This window comes from Cohnella kolymensis, assembly GCF_000829465.1.
GTDB lineage: Bacteria > Bacillota > Bacilli > Paenibacillales > Paenibacillaceae > Cohnella > Cohnella kolymensis.
Map to the genome: position 1 here is coordinate 24,694 of NZ_JXAL01000016.1, position 12,549 is coordinate 37,242.

At 51.6% G+C, this 12,549-nt stretch carries 11 protein-coding genes and 3 pseudogenes; 11 read left to right on the forward strand and 3 right to left on the reverse strand.

The features are described from left to right. Positions 1–35: 35 nt before the first annotated feature. From SD71_RS10015 to SD71_RS10020, 3 genes are read left to right on the forward strand one after another with little or no spacing between them, the layout of a single operon-like run. Positions 36–479, forward strand: a complete 444-nt coding sequence (locus tag SD71_RS10015) for an amino acid ABC transporter permease (protein WP_235427064.1) — start codon at positions 36–38, stop codon at positions 477–479. Next, positions 463–708 (forward strand): hypothetical protein, encoded by a 246-nt coding sequence (locus SD71_RS24850; RefSeq protein ID WP_235427065.1) that lies wholly within the window; start codon positions 463–465, stop codon positions 706–708. Before SD71_RS10015 ends, SD71_RS24850 begins: the two co-directional genes overlap by 17 nt. Beyond that, the gene (locus SD71_RS10020; RefSeq protein ID WP_041062284.1) at positions 701–1,423 is read left to right on the forward strand and encodes an amino acid ABC transporter ATP-binding protein; all 723 of its coding nucleotides are present in this window, start codon (positions 701–703) and stop codon (positions 1,421–1,423) included. Before SD71_RS24850 ends, SD71_RS10020 begins: the two co-directional genes overlap by 8 nt. Positions 1,424–1,488: 65 nt before the next feature. On the opposite strand, the gene SD71_RS24855 is transcribed toward SD71_RS10020, so the two are convergent. From SD71_RS24855 to SD71_RS10030, 3 genes and pseudogenes are all read right to left on the reverse strand, one after another. After that, positions 1,489–1,929 (reverse strand): GlgC family sugar phosphate nucleotidyltransferase, encoded by a 441-nt coding sequence (locus SD71_RS24855; protein ID WP_235427066.1) that lies wholly within the window; start codon positions 1,927–1,929, stop codon positions 1,489–1,491. Positions 1,930–1,949: 20 nt separating this feature from the next. Beyond that, positions 1,950–2,682 (reverse strand): annotated as a pseudogene (locus SD71_RS24860) (sugar phosphate nucleotidyltransferase). 27 nt (positions 2,683–2,709) lie between these two features. Further along, positions 2,710–3,523: pseudogene (locus SD71_RS10030) on the reverse strand (SDR family oxidoreductase). A 262-nt stretch (positions 3,524–3,785) separates the two neighbouring features. Here SD71_RS10030 and SD71_RS10035 point away from each other — a divergent pair. The 8 genes and pseudogenes from SD71_RS10035 (at position 3,786) to SD71_RS10070 (ending at position 12,545) form a co-directional block, all read left to right on the forward strand. Continuing rightward, complete coding sequence (locus SD71_RS10035; RefSeq protein WP_041062286.1) at positions 3,786–4,898, forward strand: LolA family protein; 1,113 nt, start codon at positions 3,786–3,788, stop codon at positions 4,896–4,898. 146 nt (positions 4,899–5,044) lie between these two features. Next, entirely contained in the window at positions 5,045–6,226 is a 1,182-nt protein-coding gene (alr, locus tag SD71_RS10040; RefSeq protein WP_041062288.1) for an alanine racemase, read from the forward strand. 148 nt (positions 6,227–6,374) lie between these two features. Next, a complete protein-coding gene (locus tag SD71_RS10045) occupies positions 6,375–6,656 on the forward strand; it encodes a CopG family ribbon-helix-helix protein (protein WP_041062290.1) in 282 nt (93 codons plus the stop codon). Between the two features lie 3 nt (positions 6,657–6,659). Continuing rightward, entirely contained in the window at positions 6,660–7,010 is a 351-nt protein-coding gene (locus SD71_RS10050; protein ID WP_041062292.1) for a type II toxin-antitoxin system PemK/MazF family toxin, read from the forward strand. Positions 7,011–7,159: 149 nt separating this feature from the next. Further along, on the forward strand, positions 7,160–8,989 hold the full coding sequence (locus SD71_RS10055) for an LTA synthase family protein (protein WP_052476196.1): 1,830 nt from the start codon (positions 7,160–7,162) through the stop codon (positions 8,987–8,989). Positions 8,990–9,086: 97 nt separating this feature from the next. Beyond that, positions 9,087–11,266, forward strand: a pseudogene (locus SD71_RS10060) (Tex family protein). 28 nt (positions 11,267–11,294) lie between these two features. Beyond that, a complete protein-coding gene (locus tag SD71_RS10065) occupies positions 11,295–11,744 on the forward strand; it encodes an RrF2 family transcriptional regulator (RefSeq protein ID WP_041062294.1) in 450 nt (149 codons plus the stop codon). 150 nt (positions 11,745–11,894) lie between these two features. Continuing rightward, positions 11,895–12,545, forward strand: coding sequence for a nitroreductase family protein (locus SD71_RS10070; protein WP_041062295.1), 651 nt, complete (start codon positions 11,895–11,897; stop codon positions 12,543–12,545). Positions 12,546–12,549: the final 4 nt, after the last annotated feature.

The window sequence follows — 12,549 nt, forward strand, 5'->3', positions numbered from 1 at the left end:
CCTTTTTTCAGGGTATGAGGGGAGGACAATAAAGCGTGAGTTTAGCCTATAACTGGGATTTTTCTTTTTTGGATGAGTATGGTTCGTTATTTTGGGTCGGAACGAAAATGACCTTGTCCGTATCACTTGTGGCGGTAATCGGCGGACTTCTTGTAGGGATTCTTGTGGCGCTGGTGCGGTTGTCACGAATTTGGCCGATTCGATTCATTGGAACGACATACGTTGAAATTATTCGGGGCACGCCGCTGCTCGTACAGGTGTATTTATTTTATTACGGATTGCCGCTTTTCTTGGGCGTCGACTTAGGCATCTTTGCCGCAGCTTGTATTGCTTTGTCCATTAACAGCGGAGCATACATTGCTGAAATCATGAGAGCCGGTATCCAAGCCGTCGATCGTGGACAGATGGAGGCAGCACGTTCTCTCGGTATGAGCAGAACTATGGCGATGAGGCCAAATCATTTTGCCGCAAGCTTTTAAAAACGTTTTGCCGGCAATCGGTAATGAATTTGTTGTCGTAGTGAAGGAATCTTCCGTGCTCTCCATCGTCGGGTTCGCTGAATTGACTTATCAAGCGAATGCCATTCGAGGCGCCACTTATTCGCCATTGGAACCGCTGATTATTGTAGCAGGAATATACTTTGTGCTTACGTTTACGCTGTCCAAGCTTCTCGGAATCGGTGAAAGGAGGTTGAAAGCCAGTGATTAAAGTGCGCGGATTGACCAAATCGTTCGGTAAAACGAATGTCTTGAATGGAATCGATGTAGACATCGCCAAAGGGGAAGTTGTCGTGGTGATCGGGCCTAGTGGTTCCGGTAAAAGCACTTTTCTGCGCTGCTTAAATCTTCTTGAGGCGCCTACGGGCGGTGAAATCGAATTTGAGGGCAAAGAAATCACAGGCAGCGGCGTAAATATCAATGTGCTTCGTCAGAGCATGGGCATGGTGTTCCAGCAGTTTAACCTGTTTCCGCACAAGACGGTAATGCAAAATATAACCCTTGCTCCCATTGGGGTCAGGAATACACCCAGAGAGGAAGCGGAGCGAATAGGCATCGAATTGCTTCGCCGAGTCGGTCTGGAGGATAAGCGGGATGCTTATCCGAACCGGCTCTCGGGCGGTCAGAAGCAGCGAGTGGCGATTGCGCGCGCGCTGGCGATGCGGCCTCATGTCATGCTGTTCGATGAACCTACATCCGCACTCGATCCGGAGATGGTAGGCGAAGTACTCGACGTCATGAAGTCCTTGGCCCGCGAAGGGATGACAATGGTCATCGTCACGCATGAAATGGGATTTGCGCGTGAAGTCGGCGACCGCCTGCTGTTTATCGACGGCGGGGTCATTGTAGAACAGGGGAATCCACGGGACATCTTCTCGGCCCCGCAGCATCCGAGGACCCAGGAGTTCCTCAGCAAAGTGTTGTAAAACAAACAACAGCTTCACTGACAGCCATTGTCGGTGAAGCTGTTATGTATTATAGGGGCACCCAATTAGATAACAAGGGGCGGCTGCTGAACTGCCGAGTCTGTCTTGAATGCGGCCTTCACCAGGTTTAACGACGGCAGGCTGTATTCGCGTGACAGGATATGTACTCGAGGAGCGACCACCTTGATTTCTTGCTCCGTTCCTTCAATGATGGCGTGATCCCCGATAATCGCGCCTTCGCCGATAATGGCTCTGCTGATCCGTACATGGTTACCGATAACGGCGTTCGGCATCACATAACTGTCGCTGATGGTGCTCTCTTGGCCGACATAGACTCCGGAAGAGATGACGGAGCGATGAACTTTTCCTTCGACGGAGCAGCCATGCTGTATAATCGAACGTCTCAACTCACAATAGGGGTTCGTGGAAGCGCTGAAATACTTTCCGGTAGAAGCAATCGGCCATTCGAGACGGATGGGTTCAAACCTTCCCTCGATTAAGTCCATATTGGACTCCCATAGGCTGTCTATCGTTCCGACATCCCTCCGTATCCGTCAAAAGGATAAGCGGTGAGCGGTGTTCCGGTTTGGACCAACAGCGGGATGACATCCTTGCCGAAGTCGTGACTGGAATGATCACGATACGCATCCTCAATTAAATACTTCCGCAAATCCGCCCAACGGAAAACATAAATACCCATTGAGGCCAAATTGCTTTCCGGTCTGGAAGGCTTCTCTACAAAGTCGGTAATTTTCAAGGATTCATCCGTGTTCATAATACCGAATCGTCCGGCATCCTTCCAAGGCACCCGTTTGACCACGATCGTGGCGGAGGCGCCCTTGTGCCGATGGTATTCCAGCAATGGACGATAATCCATCGTGTAAATATGGTCTGCGGATAAAATTAACACGTGGTCCGGATTCTGACTGTCTACATAATCGATGTTCCGGTAGATGGCATCTGCCGTTCCGCGGTAGTTTGTGCCGGTGCGGCTTGCGGGGAGTATACGAAGTCCACTTTTCTTATCGGAACCGAGCCATGCTGCGCCATCCCCAATATGGCTTTCCAGGGATTCCGATTTATATTGAGTAAAAATTCCGATGAATGCCGGAGTTCGCGCAGTTGCTGAGTGGAAAATCAACGATGCGGTACCGCCCGCCGAAAGGAACGGCTGGTTTAGCCCACTCGCCGGTCAGCGGCTCCAGTCTTTTTCCTTCCCCTCCGGCTAGAAGCAGGGCTATGCAAGATTCGCTTATCATTCGGAATGGATGCCTCCTGAATAAAAGTTAACCGTGAATTAATGACTCCGCGCCATCCACGAATACGACCGACCCGGTCACATGATCCGACTCGTCCGAAGCCAGGAACAACACCAGATTTGCAACCTGGCGCGGCTGCCCGGCTTTATGTTTCAACGGTTGATCCCCTTCGGGGAATTCAACGGGTATTTTGATGTTCTCCACTTCAGGTCGGCGTTCGGTACTCTCTCCGATGTTCGTCTCGATTGCGCCTGGGCAGATCGCGTTCACGCGGATTTTGTACCGGGCCAATTCCAGTGCCGCCATTTTCGTAAAAGCCACTTGCCCCGCTTTGGAAGTGCTGTACGCACTGAAGCCGAAACTGGAGAATACCCGGTTCCCATTGATGGAGCTCGTGATGACAATGCTGCCGCCGCCATTCTTTTTCAGAGCGGCAATGGCATGTTTCAAGCATAGAAACGTACCTGTCAGATTGATGCTCATCGTCCGGTTCCAATCGTTAAGCTCCATCGATTCGATGGGTGACAGCACGCCGTTGATACCGGCATTCGCGACAAGGATATCCAGACGCCCCCAATGCTCAAGCACGGAAGCTATCGCCTTTCGGATATCTTCTTCCTGCGAAATGTCGGCTTCCAAGACCAGCGATTCAGCTCCGGCCTTCTCTATTTGCTGCTGCGCTGCTGCCAATGGAGAGCCCTGGAGGTCCAGCAAGGCGATTTTCGCGCCTTCCTCTGCCATTCGCACAGCGGATGCGAGACCGATCCCCGGATGCGGCACCCGTGACGACTGCCACCTTACCTGACAGCCTGAGACGGCCGGCACTGTGCTGGTCAAACATGGGATTGGGATACCTCCTTAGGTTCATGATTCCGTTGCTTGATCACAGACTGCCGTTTATTAATCCATTACCCCGGGCAGTGCGCGTTAAACAAGATGCGCTATGTAACATTGAGCCCGATTTTCATCCTATTTTGGAACGACTTGACCTATTCATCTGAAATTTATAACTTGTCAGGCTCGTCATGCTAGTCTGCATAATCGGCCAAGTCCCCTCATAGACATGAACCATGGAATAACCAAAGTGCAGAGGGGTGGATCGCATGCGTCGTCGGATCCCATGGATCACCGCTGTTGCCCTGCTTATTACCGTCCTGTTGGCCGGTTGCGGGAGCAAGAATGCGGATTCGATCGTGAAGGACCTGGACAAAGTCGTGGGTAAAATGGAAAGCTATGAAGGAAGCGGCACGATGAAATTACATACCGGACAGCAGCCGCTGGAGTATGAAGTGGAAGTATGGTACCAGAAACCGCAATATTACCGGATCGCCCTTACGAATGCCAAAAGGGACATCACCCAAATCGTGCTTCGCAACGATGAAGGGGTGTTCGTACTCACTCCGCAGCTGAACAAGAGCTATCGTTTCCAAAGCGATTGGCCGGACAACCAGGGGCAAGTTTACTTATATCAGACACTGGTGCAAAGCATCATGCTGGACGAATCGAGACAGTTGACGACAGACAAGGACACTTATGTGTTTGATGTGATGGCAAGCAATTACCAGAACGGGTCGTTTGCGCGGCAGAAAATATGGCTCTCGCAAAATGACTATTCGCCTAGACACGTTGAAGTGACGGATACGAACGCGAACGTCATGATCGAGGTCGACTTCAAGAACTTCAAGTTCGGCAAGAAATTCGATAAATCCGCATTCGATATGGATACGAACATGGGATCCAAGCCGGGGACGAAGCCCTCAACCGGCGCAGGAGATGGCTCAAGTCCGGATGCTACAGCGGCACCGGGTGCATCCGCATCGCCGGAAGATGCAGACGGTGTGAACGAGGAAGACGCAAGCACACTGCCTGAGCAGAGCTTGGACGTTGTGGAACCCGATCCGGAAGCGCTGCCGGTGGGCGTGCAATTCAAGGATAGAGCGGAAGTTCAGCTCGGTGAAAATATGGGCGTGATGCTCAGATATTCGGGTACGTACGATTTCACGATCCTGGAGATGATTCCTAAGGACCGCAAAGCTTTGAACAGTGAAGGAATCGTCCAGGACCTCGGCTTTACGGTCGGACATCTGTCGCTTGGCGATGTTAAAACCTTGACCTGGACGTATCAAGGCATAGAATATCGGCTGACGAGCGCGGATCTGCCGCAAGAGGATATGGTGACCATCGCGCAATCCATGGAGCAATCGTCAGGTAAATAATGGGATAAGAGGCCGGTCTTTAGCAGATCGGCCCCTTTTGCTGCGAAAAGGAAAAGGTTGACTGCCTTAATTGCGTTGACAGTACCGCCCGCACCCGGTAACATTACTTTATTGTGTAGATGTACAACAGGGGTGGTGACCGGTCTGTGGACTGCTATTACCGGCCGACCGTGGCCGAGATTTCGCTGGATGCCCTCGGACGCAACATCGGAGCATTCCGCGAACGTTTGGCCGCCGGCACCAAATTGCTGGCTTCGGTGAAGGCCAATGCCTACGGTCATGGTGCGGCTGAGGTTGCGCGGCACGCCGTTGCCTGCGGAGCCGATTATTTGGGAGTCGCATTTTTGGATGAGGCGCTTGAACTGCGGAAAGCAGGCATTCAGGCGCCGATTCTGGTGCTTGGATATACGCCGCCGGAAGGGTTTCCGGTTGCGCGCGAGCACAATATAACGCTTACGCTGTACCGTGATGAAATGCTGGACGCTGCACGGAGCTTACCTGAAACAGGAAAAAAATTGAAGGCCCACATCAAGATCGATTCCGGTATGGGGCGTCTTGGGCTTCTGCCGGGGCAGCAAGCGGAAGGCTTTTTGGAGCGGGCGTTTGCCATCGGTCAGCTAGAGGTGGAAGGCTTGTTCACCCACTTCGCCAAGGCGGATGAGCTTGATAAGCAATACACCATGATGCAGGCGGAGCGGTTCTCCACCGTCGTGGACTACGTCCGCCGAAGCGGTATGCCGGTGTCGATCGTCCATTCGGGCAACAGTGCGGCCGGGATCGATCTGCCCGGGCATGTCGGCGAGATGCTCCGGCTTGGCATCAGCATGTACGGACTTTATCCGAGCAGTGAAGTGGGCACTCAAGCGATTCAACTGGAACCGGTGCTCTCTTTGAAAACAAAAATAGTTCATGTAAAAAATGTGAAGGCCGGAGAAGGTATCAGCTACGGTTGCCGGTATTTCACAACAGGTTTAGAGACGATCGGTACACTGCCGATCGGCTATGCGGACGGATTCAGCCGCATGTTGACCGGTAAGGCGGAAGCGCTGCTCAGAGGCGTTCGCGTTCCCGTGGTCGGGACGATTTGCATGGATCAATGCATGATCCGGGCCGGCGACGCAAGGCTGGAGGGTGAGCCCCCGATCGAACCCGGAGAAGAAGTCGTGCTGATCGGACGGCAGGGGAACGAGTTCATATCTGCAGAGGAACTGGCCGCAAAGCTTGGTACGATCAACTATGAGCTGATCTGCATGATAGCATCTCGTGTACCGCGTATATACCAAAGTAATGGGAATGTTGCTGCTGTCACCAATGCGCTTCTGGTATAGATTTACAGCTGTTTTTTGTGCTCCACCGGCAGGAAAGTGAAAGGTATAGCTAGAATGAAATACGAATGATATTCGTATAATTATGTGTTGTCTCATGCATACTGGAAATTAGGTCGCGTCTTGGAAAATCTTTGGGGGTGTCTGTTCGGTGGCCAATTTGCACAATACGAAGCGCATTATGATTAGTCTTCCGGATCATTTGCTGCGGGAAGTGGATTTTGTCGTGGCAAAGGAAAATACGAATCGGAGTGAAATTATCCGTCAGGCCATGAAGTATTACCTGGTAGACCGGAAAAAGCGGTTGATTCACGACGCCATGCAGCGCGGGTATATGGAGATGGCCAAAATTAATCTGAACATGGCATCGGAAGCTTTTTATGCCGAAGAAGATGCCGAAAGCACACTCGGACGCCTCGTTAGCGGGGTGTAACGTTTGATTGTCAAACGCGGGGATGTATTCTATGCGGATTTGTCGCCGGTCGTCGGCTCGGAGCAAGGTGGCGTACGCCCTGTGCTGGTGATCCAGAACGATATCGGCAACCGTTTCAGCCCAACAGTCATTGTCGCCGCAATTACGGCACAAATCCAAAAGGCGAAATTGCCTACACATGTTGAAATCGAAGCCAAAACGCACGGCATGGAACGCGATTCGGTCGTACTGCTCGAACAGATACGTACAATTGATAAACAGCGTTTAACGGATAAAATCACTCATCTGGACGAGGAATCCATGCGTAAAGTGGATGAAGCGCTGCAGATCAGCGTAGGGTTGATCGATTTCTAAGCTAAACAGGCTGTTCACCCGAACACTTCAGGGATACTGAAGTGTTTTTTATTAGCAAGAGGAGTGGTTTAATTTTGTCTGAACCGATACAAGAGGGCAAGCTGCTTAACAAGCTCGCTCGGCCATTCTTTTATACATTTATTCTGCTGATGCTGAAGCTTATGCTATTTCGTCTCTTTTTGTTCGATGACGCCGGATGGAGCAGGCTTCCCGCAGACGGCTTGGCACTGTTGGCCATCCTGTGCTTGGTTGAACTGGCAACTTCGGCTGCGTGGAAACGGATGTGCTTCTTCATCGTGAACTTCATTTTCTCATTGATCCTGTTCGCGTCAACCGTGTATTACTCCTATTACGGATCTGTACCGACCTACACGGCGTTGTTGGCATTAAAGCAGGTGATGCAAATCAGAGCCAGTGTCGAGTCAACCGTCCGGCCGGGTTATTTTTTATTTTTTGCCGATCTGATTGTACTGATCGCAGTTTGGATGGCATACCGGAAAAAGATGAGGTTTGCCGCAACCATGAAAAGCAATCTCGCTTGGAAGACGGGAGTTATGGTTATAGCCCTCGTGTGTATTTTCGTTTCCGGGAGGTACATCCAATCCGGCGGCTCTATCGCCAATGAGAACGCGGAATTGGAGAGCCTGGGCTTTCTGGATTACCAGGTATCAGCTGCAATTAAGCTAAGCCGGGAAGACGAGGCAGCCAAGGGCGGCAGTCTGCAGGACACAGCGGCGAAGCTGGATAAGCTCGAAGCCGACTACCCCTTGCAGACTCGTGCAAAGAAACTCGATAAGCCTGCGTACTTCGGCGCCGCGAAAGGGAAGAATCTGATCATCGTGCAATTGGAGGCTTTCCAGAACTTCCCCATCCATCTGTCGCTAGGCGGGCAAGTGCTGACGCCTGTGTTGAATCGGCTGACTGATGAGGGTCTATACTTCCCGCACGTCTTCCAGCAAATCGGACAAGGGAACACCGCGGATGCGGAGTTTATGTCGAACACATCTATTTATCCTACGGGAAAGATTGCAATGTCTATGGGATATGGGGACCGGGAGCTGCCGAGCTTACCTCGGCTTCTGCAGAAATACGGCTATGAGGCTTCTACTTTCCATGTTAACGATGTGAAGTTCTGGGATCGGAACAAGCTTTATCCCGCTCTCCATTTTGATCACTATTACGACAAACCGTTTTATAAGAATGATCATTTTAACGATTTCGGACCTTCCGATGAAGAACTCTATAAACTCGGGATGGATAAAATATTAGCTCGTGCGAAGCAGAACAAACCGTTCTATGCGCAGTTCGTTACCGTGTCCAGCCACCATCCTTTCAAAATTCCGGACGATCGCAAGCGGATCGCCATTCCGGAATCGATGCAGGGAACCCAGCTTGGCGATTATTTGGCTGCCGTCAATTATACGGATTATGCACTGGGAACGTTCATCGACCGGTTAAAGCAGGAAGGCTTGTGGGACAATACCGTTCTTGTGGTGTACGGTGACCATTTCGGGCTGCAGCCGCAGGACAATGATCCGGCATTTATCAAATCGCAGCTTGGCATCACCTATGACCCGGTCGTGAGTCGCTTTAACATCCCTCTCGTCATCCATGTACCGGGTAATGACAAAGGGAAGGTGATCGAACAAGCCGGCGGGCAGCTCGATTTTCTGCCGACCGTTGCCAACCTTTTGGGCGTTAACCTGAAAAGTGAACATTTCACCGCATTTGGTCATGATTTGCTGAATATTGAACGTAATACGTTCGGCATGCGCTACTATTTGCCGACTGGTTCATTTATCAATAATGATATTCTGTTTGTGCCCGGCAAAGGGTTCGATGATGGAACGGCCGTCTCGATCAAGTCACTGGAACCGGTAAAGGATATATCGCCATACCGGCAGGACTATGAGTATACTTTGAAGCTGTTGAAGCTTTCCGACGAGTACGTCAGACTTTTGCCGAAACGCGCGCCTTAAACTCGTTTTATTCTGTATTCATAGAAGGTATAATCGAAGGAGCGTCCCTTGAGGGGCGCTCCTTTGCAGGTGTAACCATGATGGGAGCTATGGATGTATGACGGAAACCAACCAGGCTTTGGCTAAAGAAACCGAACAGAGAATGATAAAGCAGATCGCAAGTGAGCTTGGGATCGGTGCTGCGCAAGTGCGGACAGTCGCTTCGCTGCTCGATGACGGCAACACAATTCCTTTTATCGCGCGTTACCGGAAAGAAATGACGGGTGAACTCGATGAGAATCAGCTGCGCGCCATCGAAGAGCGCCGCAGCTATTTGAAAGGGCTGGAGGATCGCAAAGTCGAAGTCATCCGGTTGATTGATGAGCAGGGCAAGCTTACTCCCGAACTTGAAGCGTCTATCCGCAAGGCCGTGAAGCTGCAGGAAGTGGAGGATCTCTATCGTCCCTATCGGCAAAAACGGAAAACTCGCGCAAGCGTGGCCAAGGAACGCGGGCTTGAGCCTCTGGCTGAGTGGCTTCTTGCACAGCCTAGAAGCGGCGATGTACCTGCTGAAGCAGCGAAGTACATCGACGAGGACAAAGGTGTGAATTCGGCGGAAGATGCCTTGCAAGGAGCGATGGACATCATCGCGGAGGGCGTTGCCGACGATCCCGACATTCGCAAATGGGTGCGTAAGTTTACTTGGGATCAAGGAATTCTTATAAGCAAAGCGAAGAATAGTGAAGCCGAATCGGTATACGAGATGTATTATCAATATTCCGAGCCAGTCAAAAGACTGCCGCCTCACCGCATTCTTGCGATCAATCGCGGCGAACGAGAAGATGTCCTGAATGTATCCATAGATGTACAGGCGGATCGGATTGCAGCGGAATTGCACCGCAGATTGATCAAAGGTCCTTCCACGGCTCGAGATGTGCTTGCCGCAGCAGCTGAAGATGCCTACAAGCGGCTGATTGCACCTTCAATTGAGCGTGAGCTTCGCGGAGAATTGACGGAGCGAGCGGAGGAGCACGCCATCAGCATCTTCTCCGAAAACCTGCGCAACCTGCTTCTGCAGCCTCCGGTGAAAGGAAGGGTCGTGCTCGGCGCGGATCCCGCTTTTCGCACAGGCTGCAAGCTTGCGGTCGTAGATGAGACGGGCAAACTGATGGAAGTGTCCGTCACCTATCCGACGGCGCCGCATCACAAAACCGCTGAAGCAGAGGCCACATTCCGGCGGTTGATCAATCAATACGGCGTTGAGCTGATCGTCATCGGTAACGGTACGGCATCCCGGGAAACGGAGCAGTTTGTGGTCAGTGTCATTCACGCATGCCGGATAAGGGGCTTCAATATTTGATCGTCAACGAAGCGGGTGCGAGCGTGTATTCCGCATCCAAACTGGCGCAAGAGGAGTTTCCCGACCTGGACGTGGCAGAGCGCAGCGCGGTGTCCATCGCCCGAAGATTGCAGGATCCGCTGGCGGAGCTCGTAAAGATCGAACCCAAAGCAATCGGTGTCGGCCAATACCAGCACGATGTCACGCAAAAGAGGCTGGATGAAAGCTTGTCCGGTGTCGTGGAATCCGCGGTTAACCATGTAGGGGTTGACGTAAACACAGCTTCTCCTTCTTTGCTGTCGTATGTTTCCGGGATCAATGCCACTTTAGCTCGTAATATTGTTAAGGTGCGTGAGGAGAACGGAAAGTTCATCGAGCGCAAACAGCTGCAAAAGGTGCCCAGATTGGGTGCCAAAACGTATGAGCAATGTGTCGGCTTTCTGCGTATTACGGAAGGCAAAAATCCCCTGGATCGCACGCCGATCCATCCGGAATCGTACGATGTAGTGAAGAAATTATTCCAGGATCTCGGGTTGCAGCTTGCGGACATCGGTTCAGAGCCGCTGAAGGCAAAGCTTAGAGAGATTGAGCTGGAAGAGGTTGCCGGGCGGCTGGGTGTCGGCGTGCCTACACTGCGAGATATCGTAGACAGCCTCCAGCGTCCCGGCCGTGATCCGCGCGATGAGCTTCCGCCGCCGATCTTCCATACGGACGTGCTGGATATTGAAGATCTGAAGCCCGGCATGGAGCTTAAAGGGACGGTTCGAAATGTGGTAGATTTCGGCGCTTTCGTCGACATCGGCATCAAAAATGACGGTCTCGTGCATGTCTCCCAAATGAGCAGCAAGTTTGTGAAGCATCCGACCGAGGTAGTCGCAGTAGGGGATACGGTGACGGTGTGGGTGTTGACCACAGATTTGAAGAAAGGCCGCGTGAGCTTGACGATGCGTCAGCCGTAAGGATCGGACGAATTGGAGGATGAGTCGGATGACTCCGGAAAATTGTATCGGATCGCATCATCCCAAATGGTTTGGATTGGCAGTGCAAGCCTTAGTTATATTATCGAAAGAAAACATCCAAACATGCCCTAGTGTAGAACTTGCGGCCTATCTCCAATCGGAAGCCACTTTGCTGCGGCGTATTCTCGCGATCCTGGCAAAAGAGGGGATATTGGAAACCCGTGAAGGCCGTGACGGCGGTTATCGGTTGAAAAGAGATCCTTATTCGATTACCTTGTCTGAGGTGTATAACACACTTCAGGTGAGCGACCCGCTGTGCTACGGCATCATAGAAACAGCGGGCTCCCACCCTTTCGGCGTGGAGATGAAGTCGATTTTCGCGGATATCACTGCCGAAATGGATCGTGCTGTGCTGGATCTGCTTGGGCGATATACGATTGGCGGGATTGCCGAGCGAGCGAATGGATTGCGGAATTAGGGGAAAAATCACAAAAGTCGGGGGGGAAGCATGGGCGGTTGACACCGCCCTTTTTGTGGGGTTATACTGTGCTAGAAATCGTTACAGTTAACTGTGGTAAAAATTACACAGTATAGAGAAATATTACTTTTTGGATGGAGGAGATTTTGAATGTCGGCAACACAAACGGTTAAAGACGAGACGTTCTCTGACGTGATCCGCGAGCGTCATTCCGTAAGATCATATGATTCCAAGTTTAAAATATCTCGCGATGATATGAAGGCTCTGTTGGCTGAGGCAATGCTTGCGCCATCCTCGTCGAATCTGCAGCCTTGGCGGTTTCTTGTTATTGATGAACAGCCGTTGAAGGAGAAGCTCTTCCCCATCGCTAACAATCAGCAGCAGGTTTTAGATGCTTCAGCGGTGATCGCCGTGCTCGGTGATGTGGAAAGCTACAAATTGGCTGAGACGATTTATGACAGGGCTTTTAAAGCCGGTTACATGCCGGAAGACAGGAAGAACGCGTTCGTGGAGCGAACGGTAGCGATGTACTCTTCGCTTCCGCCCGAAGTCATGAGGAGAATCGTCTATACGGACGGCGGGCTCGTATCCATGCAGCTGATGCTGGCAGCGAAAGCAAGAGGTTACGATACCGTGCCGATGGGCGGATATGATGCGGAGAAGTTTGTTAAAGCGTTCGGAATCGGTGAGCGTTACGTGCCGATTATGCTGATTGCGATTGGTAAAGCGGCTAAACCCGGCCACCCGACCGTTCGGCTGTCGGTAGATGAAGTGACGAGCTGGAATGAAATGAAGCTGTAAAAAA

Excerpts from the sequence above, each read along its gene's own strand:
- SD71_RS10055 (WP_052476196.1), top strand. The coding sequence starts at position 7,160 with ATGCTGAAGCTTATGCTATTTCGTCTCTTTTTGTTCGATGACGCCGGA.
- SD71_RS10035 (WP_041062286.1), top strand. The coding sequence starts at position 3,786 with ATGCGTCGTCGGATCCCATGGATCACCGCTGTTGCCCTGCTTATTACC.
- SD71_RS24855 (WP_235427066.1), bottom strand. The coding sequence starts at position 1,929 with ATGGACTTAATCGAGGGAAGGTTTGAACCCATCCGTCTCGAATGGCCG.
- SD71_RS10065 (WP_041062294.1), top strand. The coding sequence starts at position 11,295 with ATGACTCCGGAAAATTGTATCGGATCGCATCATCCCAAATGGTTTGGA.
- SD71_RS10070 (WP_041062295.1), top strand. The coding sequence starts at position 11,895 with ATGTCGGCAACACAAACGGTTAAAGACGAGACGTTCTCTGACGTGATC.